This window comes from Lentzea sp. JNUCC 0626 (assembly GCF_043632865.1).
Taxonomy (GTDB): Bacteria; Actinomycetota; Actinomycetes; order Mycobacteriales; family Pseudonocardiaceae; genus Lentzea.
Map to the genome: position 1 here is coordinate 8142493 of NZ_CP171635.1, position 17748 is coordinate 8160240.

At 67.9% G+C, this 17748-nt stretch carries 21 protein-coding genes; 9 read left to right on the forward strand and 12 right to left on the reverse strand.

All coding sequences use genetic code 11. The features are described 5' to 3' along the window. Positions 1-68: 68 nt before the first annotated feature. Together JNUCC0626_RS37945 and JNUCC0626_RS37950 are read right to left on the reverse strand one after the other, a co-directional pair. Positions 69-2258 carry an FtsX-like permease family protein gene (locus JNUCC0626_RS37945; RefSeq protein WP_394615488.1) on the reverse strand — a complete coding sequence of 730 codons (2190 nt, stop codon included), beginning with the start codon at positions 2256-2258 and terminating at the stop codon, positions 69-71. Further along, a complete protein-coding gene (locus JNUCC0626_RS37950) occupies positions 2255-2935 on the reverse strand; it encodes an ABC transporter ATP-binding protein (RefSeq protein WP_394615489.1) in 681 nt (226 codons plus the stop codon). Before JNUCC0626_RS37950 ends, JNUCC0626_RS37945 begins: the two co-directional genes overlap by 4 nt. A 109-nt stretch (positions 2936-3044) precedes the next feature. Between JNUCC0626_RS37950 and JNUCC0626_RS37955 the strand changes: the two genes are divergently transcribed. Next, a complete protein-coding gene (locus tag JNUCC0626_RS37955) occupies positions 3045-4175 on the forward strand; it encodes a sensor histidine kinase (RefSeq protein ID WP_394615490.1) in 1131 nt (376 codons plus the stop codon). Positions 4176-4223: 48 nt separating this feature from the next. On the opposite strand, the gene JNUCC0626_RS37960 is transcribed toward JNUCC0626_RS37955, so the two are convergent. Further along, positions 4224-5432, reverse strand: a complete 1209-nt coding sequence (locus tag JNUCC0626_RS37960) for an RNA-guided endonuclease InsQ/TnpB family protein (RefSeq protein WP_394622191.1) — start codon at positions 5430-5432, stop codon at positions 4224-4226. A 74-nt stretch (positions 5433-5506) separates the two neighbouring features. Here JNUCC0626_RS37960 and JNUCC0626_RS37965 point away from each other — a divergent pair, with 74 nt between their 5' ends. Together JNUCC0626_RS37965 and JNUCC0626_RS37970 are read left to right on the forward strand one after the other, a co-directional pair. Further along, on the forward strand, positions 5507-6133 hold the full coding sequence (locus JNUCC0626_RS37965) for a response regulator transcription factor (protein ID WP_285643340.1): 627 nt from the start codon (positions 5507-5509) through the stop codon (positions 6131-6133). Next, the gene (locus tag JNUCC0626_RS37970; protein ID WP_394615491.1) at positions 6130-6327 is read left to right on the forward strand and encodes a helix-hairpin-helix domain-containing protein; all 198 of its coding nucleotides are present in this window, start codon (positions 6130-6132) and stop codon (positions 6325-6327) included. Before JNUCC0626_RS37965 ends, JNUCC0626_RS37970 begins: the two co-directional genes overlap by 4 nt. On the opposite strand, the gene JNUCC0626_RS37975 is transcribed toward JNUCC0626_RS37970, so the two are convergent. From JNUCC0626_RS37975 to JNUCC0626_RS38000, 6 genes are read right to left on the reverse strand one after another with little or no spacing between them, the layout of a single operon-like run. Further along, on the reverse strand, positions 6328-7191 hold the full coding sequence (locus JNUCC0626_RS37975) for an aldehyde dehydrogenase family protein (protein ID WP_394615492.1): 864 nt from the start codon (positions 7189-7191) through the stop codon (positions 6328-6330). It lies immediately after the preceding gene. Continuing rightward, a complete protein-coding gene (locus tag JNUCC0626_RS37980; protein WP_394615493.1) occupies positions 7184-8611 on the reverse strand; it encodes an aldehyde dehydrogenase family protein in 1428 nt (475 codons plus the stop codon). The genes JNUCC0626_RS37975 and JNUCC0626_RS37980 overlap by 8 nt, the downstream gene beginning before the upstream one ends. A 4-nt stretch (positions 8612-8615) precedes the next feature. After that, positions 8616-9572: a deoxyribose-phosphate aldolase gene (gene deoC, locus JNUCC0626_RS37985; protein WP_394615494.1), complete on the reverse strand. Its 957-nt coding sequence runs from the start codon at positions 9570-9572 to the stop codon at positions 8616-8618. Positions 9573-9628: 56 nt separating this feature from the next. After that, the gene (locus JNUCC0626_RS37990; protein WP_394615495.1) at positions 9629-9967 is read right to left on the reverse strand and encodes a hypothetical protein; all 339 of its coding nucleotides are present in this window, start codon (positions 9965-9967) and stop codon (positions 9629-9631) included. Then, positions 9967-10611 carry a DUF1707 SHOCT-like domain-containing protein gene (locus JNUCC0626_RS37995; RefSeq protein ID WP_394615496.1) on the reverse strand — a complete coding sequence of 215 codons (645 nt, stop codon included), beginning with the start codon at positions 10609-10611 and terminating at the stop codon, positions 9967-9969. Before JNUCC0626_RS37995 ends, JNUCC0626_RS37990 begins: the two co-directional genes overlap by 1 nt. 19 nt (positions 10612-10630) lie before the next feature. Then, positions 10631-10828: a hypothetical protein gene (locus tag JNUCC0626_RS38000; protein ID WP_394615497.1), complete on the reverse strand. Its 198-nt coding sequence runs from the start codon at positions 10826-10828 to the stop codon at positions 10631-10633. A gap of 820 nt (positions 10829-11648) precedes the next feature. Here JNUCC0626_RS38000 and JNUCC0626_RS38005 point away from each other — a divergent pair. After that, positions 11649-12215: a helix-turn-helix domain-containing protein gene (locus JNUCC0626_RS38005; protein ID WP_394615498.1), complete on the forward strand. Its 567-nt coding sequence runs from the start codon at positions 11649-11651 to the stop codon at positions 12213-12215. Position 12216: 1 nt separating this feature from the next. On the opposite strand, the gene JNUCC0626_RS38010 is transcribed toward JNUCC0626_RS38005, so the two are convergent. Both JNUCC0626_RS38010 and JNUCC0626_RS38015 read right to left on the reverse strand, forming a co-directional pair. Further along, a complete protein-coding gene (locus tag JNUCC0626_RS38010; RefSeq protein WP_394615499.1) occupies positions 12217-13212 on the reverse strand; it encodes a Gfo/Idh/MocA family protein in 996 nt (331 codons plus the stop codon). A 34-nt stretch (positions 13213-13246) separates the two neighbouring features. Beyond that, entirely contained in the window at positions 13247-13858 is a 612-nt protein-coding gene (locus JNUCC0626_RS38015) for a maleylpyruvate isomerase N-terminal domain-containing protein (RefSeq protein WP_394615500.1), read from the reverse strand. Between the two features lie 33 nt (positions 13859-13891). On the opposite strand from JNUCC0626_RS38015, the gene upp reads away from it, so the two are divergent. Then, a complete protein-coding gene (gene upp / locus JNUCC0626_RS38020) occupies positions 13892-14515 on the forward strand; it encodes a uracil phosphoribosyltransferase (RefSeq protein WP_285644149.1) in 624 nt (207 codons plus the stop codon). Between the two features lie 95 nt (positions 14516-14610). After that, on the forward strand, positions 14611-15912 hold the full coding sequence (locus JNUCC0626_RS38025; protein WP_394615501.1) for a glycoside hydrolase family 18 protein: 1302 nt from the start codon (positions 14611-14613) through the stop codon (positions 15910-15912). 106 nt (positions 15913-16018) lie between these two features. Here JNUCC0626_RS38025 and JNUCC0626_RS38030 read toward each other — a convergent pair whose 3' ends face one another. Next, entirely contained in the window at positions 16019-16618 is a 600-nt protein-coding gene (locus JNUCC0626_RS38030) for a TetR/AcrR family transcriptional regulator (RefSeq protein ID WP_394615502.1), read from the reverse strand. A 55-nt stretch (positions 16619-16673) separates the two neighbouring features. Between JNUCC0626_RS38030 and JNUCC0626_RS38035 the strand changes: the two genes are divergently transcribed. Genes JNUCC0626_RS38035 through JNUCC0626_RS38045 form a run of 3 tightly spaced genes read left to right on the forward strand, consistent with a single transcriptional unit; the run spans position 16674 to position 17711 of the window. Next, positions 16674-16880 (forward strand): type II toxin-antitoxin system VapB family antitoxin, encoded by a 207-nt coding sequence (locus JNUCC0626_RS38035; RefSeq protein ID WP_382443441.1) that lies wholly within the window; start codon positions 16674-16676, stop codon positions 16878-16880. A 32-nt stretch (positions 16881-16912) separates the two neighbouring features. Beyond that, positions 16913-17299, forward strand: coding sequence for a type II toxin-antitoxin system death-on-curing family toxin (locus JNUCC0626_RS38040; protein ID WP_089914793.1), 387 nt, complete (start codon positions 16913-16915; stop codon positions 17297-17299). A gap of 34 nt (positions 17300-17333) precedes the next feature. Beyond that, on the forward strand, positions 17334-17711 hold the full coding sequence (locus tag JNUCC0626_RS38045; RefSeq protein ID WP_285644143.1) for a MerR family transcriptional regulator: 378 nt from the start codon (positions 17334-17336) through the stop codon (positions 17709-17711). Positions 17712-17748 lie beyond the last annotated feature (37 nt).

The window sequence follows — 17748 nt, forward strand, 5'->3', positions numbered from 1 at the left end:
GTATGAAAAAGGCCCTCCGCGCACATCGCGCTGAGGGCCAGTTCCATCCTCGTACTTCCGGCCGAGGGTTACTCCGCCGCGTAATCCCGAGGGCTGATGCCGCGTAGTACCGGACCGCACGCCAGGGCTGCTACCAGCGCGACCACCAGCCCGACGGCGATGGGTGCCACCACCCACGGGGTGAGCGGCAAATCCTGTCCACCCATCAGACCGCGGGCCAGGGCGAGCAATCCGAGGCCCATCACAATTCCCGCCGCGCACGCCGCGATTGTGGCGGCGAGCACAGGGAGCACCACTTCGCGGCGCAATGCGTGAGCCAGGACACGAATTGGTGTTCCGGCCGCGATCAACGCACCGAAAGTGCGCCTGCGGTCGATCACCGACCCCGCCGCGGCCACCGCCGCGCCGATGCCGCCGAGCACGCCCGCGATGGACAGCCCGATGATCGTGGCCCGTTCCAGGTCCTCGGTCAGGGTGTCCCCGCGCACGCCGCGCGCGAGTTCGGTCAGCGGAGCGCCCGGCAGCGCGCGCATGAACGCGGTGTGCACGGCCTCCCGGTTGTCCGGTGTCGTCGGCACGCCGACCAGCGACACCCTGCCCTGCAACGCGGGCAGCAGTTCCGGGTCGATCACCGCCTCGTAGCGGTAGCCGGCCGGGGTGAACGGGCGCGTCTCGTACTGCGCGGGCAGTTCGGCCTTGACCTCACCGTCGCGCGAACTGCCGCGGAAGTGGCTCCACTGCAGCTTCGCCGGCGCGTACACGGCCGGACCCTCGCCGCACTTCAGCCCGTTCATCAGCAGCGCGACCTCCTTGCACTTGCCGACGAGGACGGTGGCGCCGTAGTGGTCGGGCGAGCCGTCACCGACGTTGCCGGACGTCATCGTGACGATCGGCGCCGAGGTCGCGAGCCGCAGCGGCGTCACGTCGACGCCCACCTCCTCGGCGACGATCGCGTTGTCCTGCCACGTCTTGTCGCTGTTCGGGATCGTCGTCTCCAGGCCGGGCAGCATGGTCAGCGCCATCGACCCGGTGAACACCGCGATCACCACGCCGGCCGAACCGCGGAACGCCGCCACCGGATCGCCGGAGAGCCTGCGCCCGGCCAGCAACGTCGACGGCTTCTGCCACCGGCCGACGAAGAACCTGCCGACCCACGCGGTGACGACGGGGCCTGCCAGCACCAGCGCGAGCGCCACCGCCCCGAGCCCGAGCAGCACGACGGTGAACCGGGAACTGCCCGAACCGGTCTGCGCCACGGTGATGCCGAAGAAGAACACCGCGATGGCCCCCGCGATCGCGAGCAACCGCCACGACCGCACCTTGCGCTTTTGTTCCGCCGCAAGGGGTTCCTTCACGACCCGGCGCAGTCCCATGATCGCCGCGAGGACGACGAGCACCGGCGCGAGCACGGCCACCACCCCGGTCGTCACCGGATCGGACACGAAGTCGCCGGGGTACCAGGTGCCGCCCTCCCACGAGATCTTCGCGGTGAGGTGGCTGAACGGCTGGGCCAGCAGCACCCCGAGCGCGCTGCCGGCGACGGCGCCGACCGCGGTCTCCAGCGCGGTCATCCCGACCACCTGCCGGGGTGACGCGCCCGCGAGCCGCAACGCCGCCAGCCGTCGTTCCCGCTTCGCCGCCGTGAGCCTGGCCGCCGACGCGACCAGCACGAGGCACGGCACCACCAGCACGACGAGTCCGACTCGGGTGAGCAGGAACAACAGCCCGTGGTAGTCGTCGGTGTAGGAGGCCCCGTCCTGCGCGAGCCCTGTCGTCTTCTCGCCGTTCGACACGGCGTCGTGGCCGACGATCGCGACCAGTTCGCCCTCGTACTTCAGGGCCTCCGGGCCGAGTTCGGCGATCACCTGGCCGGGGAAGCGGTTGCCGAGGTTCTCCGCGGGGGCCTCGCGCACCAGGTTCGCGAGCGCGGGCGAGAGCAGCACCTCGCCGGACTCGGGGTACCGCGCGATGCCCTTGGCCACCGGGACGTCACCCGGCTCGTTGCGGGCGACGTCGAACCGTTCGATGAGCTGGCCGCGGTAGACGTCCCTGGTGGTGGCGACGGAGATCGTGGACTTGCCGCCCTCGTTCGTCCAGAAGTCCCGCCACGCCGTGCGGTCGGCGCGCGCCTGCAGGCCGTTCGGTGCGGCGAGCAGCCACAGGACCAGCGACACCGCGATCATCACGCCGAGTGCGACCAGCACCGTCGCGACCTGGCTGCGGCGGTCCCTGCGCAGCACCGCGAGGGCGATCCTCACGCGGACACCCCCGTCTTCTGGGCGATCCGGCCGTCCTGGATCTCCACGACGCGCAACGCCCGGTCGGCGATCGCCTTGTCGTGCGTGACGATCACGACGGCGGCGCCGGTCTCCTCGGCCGCCTGCAGCAGGGCGGTCATCATCTCCTGGCCGGTGCGGGTGTCCAGGGCGCCGGTCGGCTCGTCCGCGAAGATCACCCGCGGCTGGTGCGCGAGGGCCCGCGCGATCGCGACGCGTTGCGCCTGGCCGCCCGACAGCTGGCTGGGCAACCGCTTCTCCATGCCCTGCAACCCGAGCCGCGCGAGCCACAGCCTGGCCGCCCCCAGCGACTTCTCCCGCGACCCGCCCGCCAGCAGCATCGGCAGCGCCGCGTTCTCCTCGGCCGTGAGCTCGGCGACGAGCATGCCCGACTGGAACACGAACCCGAACGCCGTGCGCCGCAGCTCGCTGCGCCCCGTCTCGTTCAGCTCGCCGATCGCGCGCCCGTCGAGGAACACCTCGCCGCCGTCGGCGCGCAGGATGCCGGACAGCACGTGCAGGAGCGTCGTCTTGCCGGATCCGGACGGACCGACGACCGCCAGCACGTCCCCGGCCTTGATGTCGATGTCCACCCCGGCGAGCGCGTGCACGTCGCCGTAGGTCTTGACGAGGCCACGAGCGGCCAGAACCGAATTCATGTTTATCAAGGTGCCGGGTGCCGCGTGTCAAAACCTCAGCCTTGACGACACACCGGGTCAGCCGGATGACCGAGGCCAGAGCGGTGTGGGGGTCCTACCGTTGTCTTCCGTGGACAGTCATCGGGGCCAATGGCCGATCGCCGCCTTCCTCGCCTTGCTGATGGTGGGGGAGCTCCTCGTCATGGGTCAGCCCGGTCAGGCGGGGGCGCTGGTGTGGCTGCTGACGGTGCCGGTGTGCATCGTGGCCGTCACGTCGTTCAAGTCGCGGGCGTTCACCGTCCCGGTCGCCGTCGCCTCGGCCGTCCTCGTGTCGTTCGTGATCATGACGTTCAACGTGAACGTGCCGACGATCCTCAGCCCGCTGACGATCGCGGAGACCGGGGCGTTCCTGGTCATCACGGCCGTCGTCGTGCGCGAGGAACCGCGCCGGTCCGCCACCTGGTCGGTCGGCGCGCTGATGGCCGTGAGCTTCTTCGCCGCCATCGTCCGCGGCAACTGGTTCTCGTCGGGCAACTACAACGAGCTGCTCGGCTCGCTCGTGCTCGGCTTCGGCGCGGTCGGCGTCGGCCTGTACTTCCGCGCCCGCGACACCGAGAGCGGCCGCCTGATCGCCGCCGCCGTCACCGACGCGCAGAAGGAAGAACGCATCGCCCTGGCCCGAGAACTCCACGACGTCGTCGCCCACCACGTCACGGGCATGCTCGTGCAGGCCCAGGCCGCCCTGGAGGTCTCCGAGGACGACCCGCAGGCCGCGCACCGCCTGCTGCCGGGCATGGTCCGCTCGGGCACCGAGGCGTTGCAGGCGATGAGGCGCCTGGTCGGCACCCTGCGCCAGGGCGAGACCGAGGCGGCCACCACCGACCTCGCCGCCGACGTCATCGCGGCCGTCGAACGCACCCGCGAACTGGGCATCGAGACGCGCCTGCGCATCGACCTGCCCGCCGAGGTGGCCCCGGAACTGGGCCGCTCGGTGTTGCGCCTGGTCCAGGAGTCGCTCACCAACGTGCACAAACACGCGCAGTCCCCGACCATGATCGACGTGGACATCTCCCGCACCGACGGCGGCGCGTTGCGCGTGATCGTCGCGGACGACGGACGGCCCGGCGAGTTGAACCAGGGCGGCTACGGTCTCGTTGGCATGCGTGAGAGGGTCGACCTGCTGGGCGGCCTGTTCTCCGCGGGTCCGCGAGAGAACGGCTGGCAGGTGCTGGCCGAGCTACCCCTGGAAGGGTCGAATTGACTTTCCCGTCGGGTACGACGGGTCCCGTCCGCCTTGTGGTGGACAGCGCTAAACGCTCTGCCTCACGGCACGGGTTTCCTGTTTCACAGCCGACAGCGGAAGGGCATGCCCTTGCCGTCTCACATCAGCTCCGCAGGCGTCACCCGAGGCTTCTCGGGCTGCGACTCGACCAGCCGCAAGGATGTTCTTCGCCGCGTTGTGGTCCCGGTCGTGCCGGATGCGGCAGTTCGGACACGTCCAGCGCCGAACAGAAAGCGGAAGCTTCGCGAGCACGTGCCCGCAGGCAGAACACATCTTGCTGGACGGGTACCAGCGGTCGATCACGACCAGCGCGCGATCGGCCTGTTCGCACTTGTACTCGAGTTGACGCCTGAACTCGCCCCAACTCGCGTTGGAGATGGCGCGGGCGAGGTTTCGGTTGCGGACCATACCGGCGACGTGGAGGTCCTCGATGACTATCAGGTCAGCCGAGCGAACCAGTCTTGTCGTGGTGCGGTGCAGAAAGTCCTGCCGAGCATTGCGGACCTTGCGATGAGCAGCGGCGACCTTCGTCTTCGCTCTGCGGCGATTGCGGCTGCCTCGCTGACAGCGTGCCATCCGCCGTTGGTGACGGGCGAGGTTCCTGGCCTTCCGCAAGAGGTTCTGCGGAATGGTGGTCCTGTCCCCGTCGCTGGTCACGAGCAGGCTCGTCAGGCCGAGGTCGACGCCGACGACATGGCCTGTCGGTTCCGCAGGGTCCGGTGGAGCGATGTCGACGGCGAACGTGACGTACCAGCGGCCGTCCTGCTCACGAGAGACCACGACCATCGTCGGGTCCAGAGCGGTCACGTCCAGCTCATCGAACGACCAGATGAACCGCAACGGGGAACTGGTCTTGGCCAAGGTGAGCACTCCGTCGCGCATCCGGAACGCCGAGCGGGTGTAGTGCGCGCTTTGGCGCCCTGTACGGGACTTGAACCTGGGACGGCGGGAGCGCCGGGCGAAGAAGTTCTGGAACGCGGTGTGCTGGTGGCGCAGTGTCTGCTGCAACGGCACGCAGGACACCTCAGACGGGAACGCCAGTTCCGCGGTGCGTTTCCAGCCGGTCAGGGCAGCATCAGTCTCCCGGTACGAAGTGGTTGCGCCACCAGAGCGGTATCGCTCATTCCGCTCGTGCAGCGTCTTGTTCCACACCAGACGCACACACCCGAACGTGCGGCCCAACATCGCTGCCTGTTCTGGAGTCGGGTGAGCCCGGCATTTGTACGCTGTCCGCACAAAACGCAACTTACCGCGAACGACGTGACCAAAAAGGGGCCGGACCGGTCGCCTGTGCGTGGAGGAATGAACAAATGATCTCGGTTCTCATCGCCGACGACCAGGAGATGGTCCGCGTCGGGTTTCGGATGATCCTGGAGAAGCAGCCGGACATCACCGTCGTCGCCGACGTGGCGGACGGCATCGCGGCCGTCACGGCGGCCCGCGAACTCAACCCCGACGTGGCGTTGCTCGACATCCGCATGCCTGGCCTCGACGGCCTGGAGGTGACGAAGAAGCTGTCGCCGACCACCAAGGTCGTGGTGGTGACCACCTTCGACCTCGACGAGTACGTGCACACCGCGCTGGAGAACGGCGCGTCCGGGTTCCTGACGAAGGACGCCGGTCCGGCGTTGCTGGTCGAGGCGGTGCGGGCGGCGGCCGCCGGCAACGCGTTGATCTCGCCTCAGGTGACCGTGCGGATGCTGGAGCACTTCGCGCGCCCGGCCGAGCGGCCCGACCTGTCGTTGCTGACCGCACGCGAGCAGGACGTGGTGCGGGAGGTGGCGCGCGGGCTGTCGAACCAGGAGATCGCGTCGTCGCTGTTCCTGTCTCTGTCGACGGTGAAGACGCACCTGGCGTCGGTGCAGACGAAGCTGAACGTGAAGAACCGCGTCGGGATCGCCTCGTGGGCGTGGCGGGCCGGGCTGGTGAACTCGTGACCGACACCGAGTTCCCGCGCACGATCGGGAAGGTCGCGGCACGGGAGTTGGCCGCGCACGGCTACACGACGTTCGAGTCGCTGACGAAGGTGTCGGCGAAGGAGTTGCTGAAGATCCACGGGGTCGGCCCGAAGGCCATCCGGCTGCTGGGGGAGGAGCTGGCGGCGCAGGGCAAGGCCTACGCCGCCGACTAGCTACACACCCATCGGGTGCCAGACCGTCTTCGTCTCCAGGTACGCGCGCAACCGCGACATGTCCGGCGTCGCCGTGAAGTCCTCGTTCTGCTTGTTGCGCAGCACGCGCTTCACGGTGCCCGCGGCCGACCGTTCGAGGTCGGCGCGCTGGGACTCCGGCGCACCGGTCAGGTCGAGCGCGTTCACGTCACCGTGCGAGGCGAGCCACGGCGCGATCTCCGCGGTGCGGCCGGTGATGATGTTGACGACGCCACCCGGCACGTCACTCGTCGCCAGCACCTCGGACAACGTGATCGCGGGCAGCGGCCGGTCCTGCGAGGTGATGACCACGCAGGTGTTGCCGGACGCGATCACCGGCGCGATCACCGAGATCAGGCCCAGCAACGACGACTGCTGCGGCGCCAGCACCGCGACCACACCCGTCGGTTCCGGGGTGGAGAACGAGAAGTACGGGCCCGCCACCGGGTTCGAGGAGCCCAGCACGGCCGCGATCTTGTCCGTCCAGCCCGCGTACCAGACCCAGCGGTCGATGGCGGCGTCCACGAGGGTCTGCGCCTTCTTCAGCGCGACGCCCTCGGAGGACGCGACCTCGGCGATGAACTGCTCGCGGCGGCCCTCCAGCACCTCGGCCACCCGGTACAGGACCTGGCCGCGGTTGTAGGCCGTGGCGCCCGACCAGCCGCCGAAAGCCTTGCGGGCGGCCGAAACCGCGTCGCGGGCGTCCTTGCGCGAGCCCTGCGCGGCGTTCGCGAGGAACGTGCCCTTCGAGTCGGAGACCGGGTAGCTGCGGCCCGACTCCGAACGCGGGAACTTGCCGCCGATGTAGAGCTTGTAGGTCTTCGCGACCGTGATGCGATCAGACATCGAGGTAGGCCTCCAGACCGGTGCGGCCGCCCTCACGGCCGAAGCCCGACTCCTGGTACCCGCCGAACGGGGCGGTCGGGTCGAAGCGGTTGAACGTGTTGGACCACACCACACCGGCGCGCATCCGTTGTGCCATCCAGAGAATGCGCGAGCCCTTCTCGGTCCACACACCCGCCGACAGGCCGTACGGCGTGTTGTTCGCCTTGGCCACGGCCTCCTCCGGCGTGCGGAACGTCAGCACGGACAGCACCGGGCCGAAGATCTCCTCACGGGCGATGCGCATCGCCTGCGACACCCCGGAGAACACCGTCGGGGCGAAGTAGAAACCCTTGTCCGGCAACGGACACGACGACGTCCAGCGGGTGGCGCCCTCGGCCTCGCCCGCCGCGGTCAGCTCCTGGATCTTGGTGAGCTGCTCGCGCGAGTTGATCGCACCGATGTCGGTGTTCTTGTCCAACGGGTCGCCGACGCGCAGCGTGGAGACGCGCGCGTGCAGCTTCTCGATCAGCTCGTCGGCGATCGACTCCTGCACCAGCAGACGCGATCCGGCGCAGCAGACGTGGCCCTGGTTGAAGAAGATGCCGTTGACGATGCCCTCGACGGCCTGGTCGAGCGGGGCGTCGTCGAACACGATGTTCGCGGCCTTGCCACCGAGTTCCAGCGTCAGCTTCTTGGACGTGCCCGCCAGCTGACCCTGGATGATCTTGCCGACGTCGGTCGAGCCGGTGAAGGCGACCTTGTTGACGTCCGCGTGCCCGACCAGCGCGGCACCGACGTCACCGGCGCCCGGGATGATGTTCACGACGCCCGGCGGCAGGTCGCACTGCTGGATGATGTCCGCCAGCACCAACGCCGTCAGCGGCGTGGTCTCGGCGGGCTTGAGCACGACGGTGTTGCCGCACGCCAGCGCCGGCGCGATCTTCCACGCGGCCATCAGCAGCGGGAAGTTCCACGGGATCACCTGTCCCGCGACACCGAGGGGCTTCGGGTCCGGCCCGTAGCCCGCGTAGCCGAGCTTGTCCGCCCAACCCGCGTGGTAGAAGAAGTGCGAGGCGGCCGTCGGGATGTCGGTGTCGCGCGACTCCTTGATCGGCTTGCCGTTGTCGAGCGACTCCAGCACCGCGAGCTCACGGCCGCGTTCCTGGATCTGCCGCGCGATCCGGTAGATGTACTTGGCCCGCTCGGAGCCGGGCATCTTCGACCACACGCGGTCGTAGGCCTTGCGCGCGGCCTTGACCGCGGTGTCCACATCGGACTCGCTCGCCGTCGACACCTCCGCCAGCACCTCTTCGGTGCCGGGGTTGATGGTCTTGAGCGGCTCGCCGGTGCCCTCGACGAACTTGCCGTCGACGAACATCTTGTAGCTGGGCTTGAGGTTCGCGATGTCCCGCGACTCGGGCGCGGGGGCGTATTCCCACATGTCTTCAGTCCACCGTCACGTAGTCCGGGCCGCTGTAGTGGCCGTCCAACTGGGTCCGACGCTGCATCAGCAGGTCGTTGAGCAACGTCGACGCGCCGAACCGGAACAGGTTCGGGTCGAGCCACTCAGGACCGGCCACCTCGTGCACGGCCACCAGGTACTTGATCGCGTCCTTGGTCGTGCGGATGCCACCGGCGGGCTTGACCCCGCGCAGCTGACCCGTCTGCTGCTTCCAGTCCCGCACCGCCTGCAGCATCACGTGCGTCACCGGCAACGTCGCGGCGGGCTGCACCTTGCCGGTCGACGTCTTGATGAAGTCACCACCCGCGAGCAGCGCGAGCCACGACGCGCGACGCACGTTGTCGTACGTCACGAGCTCGCCGGTCTCGAGGATGACCTTGAGGTGCGCGTCCCCGCACGCCTCCTTGATCTTCACGATCTCCTCGAACACCTGCCCGTACCGCCCGCTCAGGAACGCACCGCGGTCGATCACCATGTCGACCTCGGACGCGCCCTGCTCGACGGCGAACCGGGTGTCGGCCAGCTTGATGTCCATCGTGCTGCGGCCACTGGGAAACGCCGTCGCGACGGACGCGACGTTGATCCCGGTGCCCTTGAGGTCGTCGGCCGCCGTCTTCACCATGTCCGGGTAGACGCAGACCGCCGCGACCTTCGGCACGTCAGGCCGTTCGGGGTCGGGACGCTTGGCCTTGGCAGCGAGGCTGCGCACCTTGCCGTGCGTGTCCGCGCCTTCGAGGGTGGTCAGGTCCACCATGCTGATCGCCAGGTCGATGGCGTGCAGCTTGGCGGCCTTCTTGATGCTGCGCGTGCCGAGGCCCGCGGCTCGTTGCTCGACGCCGACCTGGTCGACGCCGGGGAGCCCGTGCAGGAAACGCCGCAGCGACGATTCGTCGCGCACGGCGTCAGCCAGGGCCGACGGCAGTGTCGTTGGAGCAGCCATGCCTGGGAGTCTAAGCGGAATGGGACGCGCGTCCTAAGTGACGAGGTTCTCGCAGCTCAGGCACTCTGTGACGGCGCTCTGAGGGGCTGCTCACCGGTGCTGTCGACGACGATGATCGCGCCCTGCCGACCGAGCTCCTCGTAGTGCTGCGCGAACTCGTCGAGGTCCTCGATCTCGTCGTCCAGCCACGCCCACTCGCCGGGCAGCGCGGACAGCTCGTCCCGCACGATCTTGACCACCTGGTCGAACCGGTTGACGTCGCGCCGGTGCCGGAGGTCGTGCTCCGCGCAGGACACGATCACCGTCCACCGGTGGGTGGCGCGTTCGCCGTCCATCTTCAGCCACACCGACGCTCCGGCGAAGCCGGCGAGTTCGAGCAGGTCCGCGACCTTCATCAGTCGAGCAGTTCGCGCAGGATGTTCTTCTTCGGCTTCTTCGGGCCCTTGACCTCGACCCCGCCCATGATCGCGAGCCCGGTGATCCGCACCGTCGGCGCACCGGGGATGTGCCGGCGCGCAGGCACGTTCTCCTCGAACGCCCCCATGAACCCGAACCCGTCGACCTTGACGTTGATGTCGTCCGGCACCCGGATCTCGATGCCGCCCCAGAACGCGAAGCAGCTGATCGTCACCTCGGACTCGGCGAAGTTCGCGTGCGTCAGGTCGATGTCGATGCCGCCCATGATCGCCACGGCGTTGTGCATCCGCGGCACGACCCAGCCGCCCTTGCGGTTCACGCCGGACCAGAACGCGACCGACACCGCGCTGCCGGGCTGGCCGCCGATGCGGTCGTTCACGGCGGGCTGGTACTGCGGCACGGCCGGGGTCTGCGGCAGGCCGCTCAGCACCAGGTCCGCGGTGATGGGAACGAGTTCGCCGTAGGTCTTGGCCGAGTAGACGGCGGCGAGGCGCTCGTCCAACTCGTGGATGTCGAGGCGGCCCTCAGCAGTGGCCTTGTGCAGCACCTGCGCGACCTGTTCGCGGTCCGCGTCCGAGGCGCGCATCTGATTCGGGTCAGCCGGTACCAGCTCGTCGCTCACCCGATTGAGTCTAGAACCCTCACTTGCGGTTCGGCGCGTACTTGACCGTGATCGCGAAGGCCACCACGAGCATGGACGCGAGCGCCACCGCGAGGGCCGGGTTGAACGCCCACATCAGCGGCAGCACGCCGATCAGCACGGCGAGTGACCCCGAGACACCCAGGATGACCAGCGGGGACTCGCACCACTGCTGGACGGGCTTCTGTTCGATCGTCACCGTTCGCACCTCCGCGTCTCAACTGGCTATGAGACTTTTCGGAGTCGCTTTGTCGATTCTTTACTCCCGGATCGGGTTGTCGAGCTACCTGATCCGGTGGTCATCGCAACGGGTTCGTGACCGTCACGGGGCCGGTTGGCGCAGTGGCGGTGTGGCTGTCGGCCGTTCTGGAAGCCGCCTGGCATGTCAGGTGGCGAGGCGCGGGAGGGCTACCACTCCTCTCGCGCCTCGCTGAAGCAGCCGCCAGGCTCGCCAGAACCTCGGGTCGGGGTGCTGGAAACAGTGAACGCGAGAGTGCATATGCGCCACTCCATAGAAATATGGAGTCAGTGATAATTACTGCCTCCATCTATTTATGGGATTTCCCTCGTGGCGTGGAATTGCTTCATTTTTAGGTCTGGCGGAGGCGCTTTGTTGTGCGTACGATCGCTGCGTTGAATGCCTGGAGGGCTGACTACCAAGCTTGTTTCTCCGGGTATTGACTTGCGTCAGGCTCGCCAGATCGCTCGGGTGACTCTTCGGAACGTGGGAGTAAGTGGATGCAGGTGAACGGCATCGCGCTGATAGTCGTCGGTGCGATCGTGCTGGCTTTGTTCGGACTTGTCGGGTTCGCGGTCCTAGGAGCGGTGCCCGGCGTAGTTATCGCAATTCAGGTGCTTGTGCCATGACGGTCACGTCAGCGGGCGCGACGGCCGGAGAATTGTGTCGTGGCGCGTGGCGGCAGGGTAACTTCCTAGGCAGGCTCACTCTTGAACAGCGCAAGTCGTTTGCGCAGAGAGCTGTGCGCGTGCGCTACCCCAGGGGTGCTCGGCTGTCTGGCGTGGCGGGCCTGATCGAGTTCGGCTACGTCGCGCACGAGCAATACAGCGATGAACTGTCAGAACCTGCTTTCGGGGTTTCTTTCTACGGTGACGGTGACCTGATCGGCCTTGAGGAAGCGCTGTTGCCTGGTGGATCTGGCCTGCCCGTCGGAGCTGAATATCGGGTGCAGGGCGGCCCGGTGACTGTTCAGACGATGCCTCTTCAAGCGTTTCGTGCGTTCGTCGTTGAAGTTGCCCCGCTCGCGGTCATGGAGGAGCAGGCAGTCCGTGCCAAGAAGGCGAGGGTCGACAGCGCTCGGGCCGGGATGGTTGTGCGTGATCGGCTCGGGACTTTTCTCATTGATCTCGCGTTGCGGTTCGGCTACCGGTTCGGGGACGGGCAAGTGGAGCTGGGCATCCCTCTGAGCCAAGAACAGATCGCTCGGGCCATCGGTGTTTCCCGGCCTGCGGTCGAGCTGGAGGTGCGTTGGCTGCGCACCAACGGCTACTTGAGGACCGGCTATCGGACGAACGTGCTGACGAGTGCGTTCATGAAGGGTGGTCCGAACGGGACGTGGTGCAGTTGAGTCACGGGGCCGGTTGGCGCAGCGGCAGACCGGCCGCCCGGTAGATCGAGTCGATCACCGTCATGTTCCGCACGGCGTCGTCCGCGGTCGTCGGGAACGGCTTGCCGTGCAGCACGGCGTCGGTGAACGCGTCGAGCTGGTAGGCGTAGGTCGTGCGCCGGCCGAACGACTCCGACGTCCTGCGGTCGCGCAGCTTCAGCGTCAGCCGGTGGTACGCCTGCGGGCCGAGCGGGTTGAAAACACTCAGACTCCCGTTCTCGCCGATCGCCTTCATCGACAGCTTCAGCACGGTCGACGACCACAGCGACGCGGTCACCGAACCCGTGTGGCCGGACGGGAAGCGCAGCGACGCCCGCATCGCGCGGTCGATGGAAGGCCCGCGCAGCAACGCTTTCGCGGAGCGCACCTCGGGTTCCTCGCCACCGCCCAGGAGCCGTGCCATGTGCACGGCGTAGCAACCGGCGTCCATCATGGCGCCGCCCGCGAGCGGGTAGTCGTAGCGGATGTTGGAGAACACCGGCAGCGGGAACGCGACGGTGGCCTCGACGTGCCGCAGCGGGCCGAGCACGCCGGACTGGATGATCTCGGCGATCCGCACGGCCAGCGGGTGGTAGCGGTAGTGGAACGCCTCCATCACCACGAGGCCGGACGCGTCGGCGGCCTTGGCGACGAGTGCGGCCTCGGAAGCGTTGGCGGTGAAGGGCTTTTCGCACAGGACGTGCTTGCCCGCTTCGAGAGCGGCGAGCGTCCACTTGCCGTGCAGGCTGTTGGGCAGCGGGTTGTAGACGGCGTCGACCGCCGGGTCCGCCAGCAGGTCCTCGTACGACCCGTGCACGCGCGCGATGCCGTGCTTGTCGGCGAAGGCCTGCGCCCGTTCCGCGGACCGCGCCGCCACGGCCACGACCTCGGCGACCGTCGAGGAGCGGGCCGGGCGGATCACGGCGGTGGGCGCGATGGTGGCCGCGCCGAGCACTCCGATGCGCACGTGGTCTGTCACGCGGCCGACCCTACACCTGTTCAGTTAACGGCGTTTACTCCGTCAGGTCGGTTTGCCTCGCGGGAAAGATGGGCACGTCGTCGACCGGCGACGGGTCGGACCAGGTCCACGACTCCATCTGCCGGCGCGACCGGCGGCCGAAGAACGCGCGCCACAGTTCGTAGCCGTCGACCTCCAGCGTGATCGGGCCGTCGCCGAGCACGCCCAACTCGGTCTTGGCGGTGACGTTCTTCAACCGCCGCGGCGCGAGCCACACCAGGGTCGGCTGCCACGCGGTGTCCGGCAGGCGTTCCCGGCCGAGCGTCGCGCGCAGGTCGGCCTCGTGCGTGAGCGCGTCCATCGCGAGCTGGAACGGCATGCGCTCCATCTCGGCGATCTTGTCGCCGAAGGTGTTCCACTGCTCCAGCAACTCCGGCACGGGCACCCCGGCGCGTTCGGCGACGTGCCGCGCGGTCCACTCGTCCGACGGCGCGCCCTCCATGCGTCCGCTGACCAGATCGGACGCCTCGCCGGACAGGTGCGCGACCACCTGGTGCACGGTCCACTCAGGACAGGCGGGCACGGTCAGGGCGAGTTCCTCGGCGCTCAGGCCCATCGTCAGACCCACGATGCGCTGCCTTGCCTCGCGGTAGATCTCTTCGAACACCCCTTGCTCCTCCCAGCGGTTACGGTGTCGGGCATGGACGTCCTGGTCGTCGATCATCCGCTCGCCAAGGCGAGACTCACAACGATGCGTGACGCGCGCACGGACAATGCCGCATTCCGCGCCGCGCTGCAGGAACTGACCGTGATGCTGGTCTACGAAGCGATGCGCGAGGCGCCGCTGAAGGAAGACCGCACGCACACCCCGGTTGCTCGTACCACGGGCTACGCGCTGGCAAACCCGCCGTTGCTCGTGCCGGTGCTGCGGGCGGGGCTCGGCATGGCCGACCAGGCGCACAAGTTGATCCCCGACGCGCAGATGGGGTTCGTCGGGCTCGCGCGCGACGAGGAGACGCTCCAGCCGACCCCGTACATGGAGTCGTTGCCCGAAAGTCTCGCCGGAAGGCCGGTGTTCGTGCTGGATCCGATGTTGGCCACCGGCGGTTCGATGGCCTACACCATCCGGCTGCTCACCCAGCGTGGTGCGACCGACGTCACCGCGATCTGCGTGCTCGCGGCGCCCGAGGGAATCAATCACCTGGAGGACTCGCAGCTCCCGTGCCGTCTCGTCACGGCGTCGGTGGACGAACGGCTCAACGACTCGGGCTTCATCGTGCCCGGTCTCGGTGACGCCGGTGACCGTCTGTACGGGGCGGTTTAGGACATACCTCCGATCGGACGTAGCAGTGGTCTAGACCTCAGGCCTATCGTGCTCTGGACCACATCGCCGCTGCCGCGTCCGATACAAGGAGACTCATGTCCAGACGGAGATGGGGTGTCGCCGCTCTCGCGGTCGGCGCCCTGTCAGCGTCGCTGGCCGTTGCCGCGCCTGCGAACGCCGACGTCGAGACCAGTGGGCACCACGGGATCTCGAAGACCCGCACCGTCGGGTACTTCATCCAGTGGGGCGTGTACGACCGGAACTTCCGGGTCAAGAACCTCGTGGACAGCGGGGCCGCCGCGCGGCTCACGCACCTGAACTACGCCTTCGGTTTCCTCGACGAGTCGGGCAAGTGCGTCAGCTCGGACCCGTGGGCCGACTGGCAGATGCCTTACACCGCCGAGCAGGCCGTCAGCGGCAAGGCCGACGAAGCCGGCCAGGCGCTGATGGGCAACCTGAACCAGCTCAAGCAGCTCAAGGCCAAGTACCCCAAGCTGAAGGTCAACATCTCGCTGGGTGGCTGGACGGGCTCGCGCTACTTCTCCAACGCCGCGCTGACGCCCGAGTCGCGCGCCGCACACGTCAAGTCCTGCACCGACATGTGGATCAAGGGCAACCTGCCCGGTCTGCCCGAGGGTGCTGCCAAGGGTGTCTTCGACGGCATCGACCTCGACTGGGAATGGCCCGCCAGCAACGGCAACATGGAGCCGCCCAACATCGTCCGCCCCGAGGACAAGGGCAACTTCACCAAGCTGCTCGCCGAGTACCGCAAGCAGATGGGCTGGAACCGCGACCTGACCGCGTTCCTGCCGGCCGACCCGAAGCAGGTCGACGCGGGCTTCGAGGTCGCGAAGGTGTTCTGCTACCTCACTTTTGGCACGCTGCAGGGCTACGACTACCACGGTGCGTGGGACGCGGAGGCGAACCAGCAGTCCTCGCTGAAGGTGCCCAAGGGTGACCCGTCGGAGTTCGAGTTCAGCTCCGAGGTGACGGTCAACGCGTGGCTTTCGCGTGGTGCGCCGCGGTCGAAGGCAGTGCTCGGCGTTCCGTTCTACGGCCGCGGCTGGGACGGTGTCGCCCCCGGCAAGCGCAACGGTCTGTTCGGCACGGGTGTGCCGGCGCCCGCCAAGTACGAGAACGGGTACGAGGACTTCCACCGCATCAAGGCGAAGCTCTCGGAGCCCGGCAACGCGTACAAGATCTACCGCGACGAGAAGGCCGGCTTCGCGTGGATCTACGACGGCAAGACCTGGTGGACCTACGACGACGCGACGGAGATGAAGCGCAAGGCGCGCTACATCAACGACCGCAGGCTCGGCGGCGCGATGATCTGGTCGCTCGACGGTGACACGCCGCAGGGTGAGCTGATCAAGGCGCTCGACGGTGCGCTGAAGTAACACCGCACCACCAAGACGAACTGTCCTAACCGGACAGTTCAGCGGGTCCGGGGAGGTTTCGCGGCGGCCGCCTCCCCGGATTCCGTGATTTCTGCGGGGTTTGTTCCTAGAGGGTCTTGCCGACGTCCGTGCGCCAGCCCCGGCCGTGTGCGCGCAACGCCAGTTCGTACGTGGCGGCCGCGTCGATGCCGGGTGGCAGGTTCCCGTTGAGCTCCAGGCTGACCAGTCCGTGCGCGAGACCCCACATCGACATCGCGATCTGCTCGGGGTCCTCTGCGAGGTAGACGCCCTGCTCCACCGCGCGCCGCACGGCGTTGATCACCGGCGCGAACGTCCTGCCCGCGGCGCGGCTCATCTCCTTCGTGTGCTCGACGACCTTCGAGTAGAGCACCGAGTAGAACTGCGGGTCCTCCAACGCGCTGCGCCGGTACGCGAGTCCGATCTGGAGCAGGTCCTCCGCCGGGTCGTCCGTCACCGGCACCGCCGCGAGGCTTCTCCCGAACCGCGTGAACGCCTCGTCGTAGAGCGCCTCGAGCAGCGCTGGTTTTCCGCCGAAGAGGGAATAGACCGCGGTGGTCGAGGTGTTGACGTCCGTAGCGATCTTGCGCAGGCTCACCCCGGCAGGACCCTCGGTGCTGAGCAACTCGCCCGCCCGCTGGAGCAGACGCCGTCGCAGAGCGTCGTCGTGGGTCTTGGGACGCGGCATCACGCAATCCTAACGGTGGCTGGCCTGAGTGGTATCAGGTTGATACCGTCGGGCGATGGCCATGACCTTGCGGTTGACCGACGAGGAGAACCTGCGGCTCGCTGAGCTGGCGCAGTCCGAGGGCCGCTCCAAGCAGGAGGTCGTGCGGCTGGCGATCGCGGATCGTTACCAGCGCATGCAGCAGGAAGAAAAGTTGGGCGAGGTCTTGGGGCGGGTTCTGCCCAAGTACCGAGGTCTTTTGGATAGGCTCGGTTCTTCCTGAAACTGTCAGACCTCTGTGATCAACTGGGTGCCGTGATCTCCTACCTCGACGCCGGGGACCTCTTAGTGCTGGCCACGGCCGTGACCGGTGGCGATCTCCTCGTCCGGGACATCGGCCTGCTGGACACCGCGGCCTACCGTCCCCGCGCCACCGTGCTCGGCGTGGAGGCCTACGACACGCTGTGGCTGAAGTCCTCCGCCCTGCTCGACTCGATCGTCCGAACCCGCCCTCTGGTCGAGGGCAACTGGCGGCTGGCCTGGGTCGCCGCCGTCACGATGTGCGACATCAACGGCTACTGGATCGACGCCGACGAGGACGACGCTTTGGATCTGGTCCGCGCGCTCGGCCGCGACAAGATCGACGTGCCGGAGATGGCCGGCCACCTCGAGGCGTGGGGCATCTCGAAGGATTCCGCTTGACCTAGAGTGCACTCCAGGTCTTAGCGTCGAGTTCGTGAGTTACTCGATAGCCCAAGCCGCGCAGCGCAGTGGGTTGTCCATCGACACCTTGCGCTATTACGAACGAATCGGGCTCGTCGACCCGCCCGCGCGTGACTCGGGCGGCCGCCGCAGCTACTCGGAAGAGGACCTCGGCTGGCTGGCGTTCGTGACGCGCCTGCGCACGACCGGCATGCCGATCCGCATGATGCGCGAGTTCGCGCAGCTGCGGCACAGAGGCGACCTGACCGCAGGCCGCCGCAAGCAGATCCTCGTCGAGCACCGCGACGACGTCCGCGCCCGCATCGCGGAGCTGCAGACGCACCTGGAAGTGCTCGACTACAAGATCGACCACTACGCGGTGGTCGAGCGTGACTTGGAGGCGACGGCGTGAGCCGTTTGGTGGGATCGTTGGAGGTCGGGCCGCAGGG

What these genes read in the sequence shown, in the direction of transcription:
- JNUCC0626_RS37950 (WP_394615489.1), bottom strand. Translation starts at nt 2,935, where the DNA reads ATGAATTCGGTTCTGGCCGCTCGTGGCCTCGTCAAGACCTACGGCGAC.
- JNUCC0626_RS37965 (WP_285643340.1), top strand. Translation starts at nt 5,507, where the DNA reads ATGATCTCGGTTCTCATCGCCGACGACCAGGAGATGGTCCGCGTCGGG.
- JNUCC0626_RS37975 (WP_394615492.1), bottom strand. Translation starts at nt 7,191, where the DNA reads ATGTCTGATCGCATCACGGTCGCGAAGACCTACAAGCTCTACATCGGC.
- JNUCC0626_RS37980 (WP_394615493.1), bottom strand. Translation starts at nt 8,611, where the DNA reads ATGTGGGAATACGCCCCCGCGCCCGAGTCGCGGGACATCGCGAACCTC.
- deoC (WP_394615494.1), bottom strand. Translation starts at nt 9,572, where the DNA reads ATGGCTGCTCCAACGACACTGCCGTCGGCCCTGGCTGACGCCGTGCGC.
- JNUCC0626_RS37990 (WP_394615495.1), bottom strand. Translation starts at nt 9,967, where the DNA reads ATGAAGGTCGCGGACCTGCTCGAACTCGCCGGCTTCGCCGGAGCGTCG.
- upp (WP_285644149.1), top strand. Translation starts at nt 13,892, where the DNA reads ATGGACGTCCTGGTCGTCGATCATCCGCTCGCCAAGGCGAGACTCACA.
- JNUCC0626_RS38025 (WP_394615501.1), top strand. Translation starts at nt 14,611, where the DNA reads ATGTCCAGACGGAGATGGGGTGTCGCCGCTCTCGCGGTCGGCGCCCTG.
- JNUCC0626_RS38030 (WP_394615502.1), bottom strand. Translation starts at nt 16,618, where the DNA reads ATGCCGCGTCCCAAGACCCACGACGACGCTCTGCGACGGCGTCTGCTC.
- JNUCC0626_RS38035 (WP_382443441.1), top strand. Translation starts at nt 16,674, where the DNA reads ATGGCCATGACCTTGCGGTTGACCGACGAGGAGAACCTGCGGCTCGCT.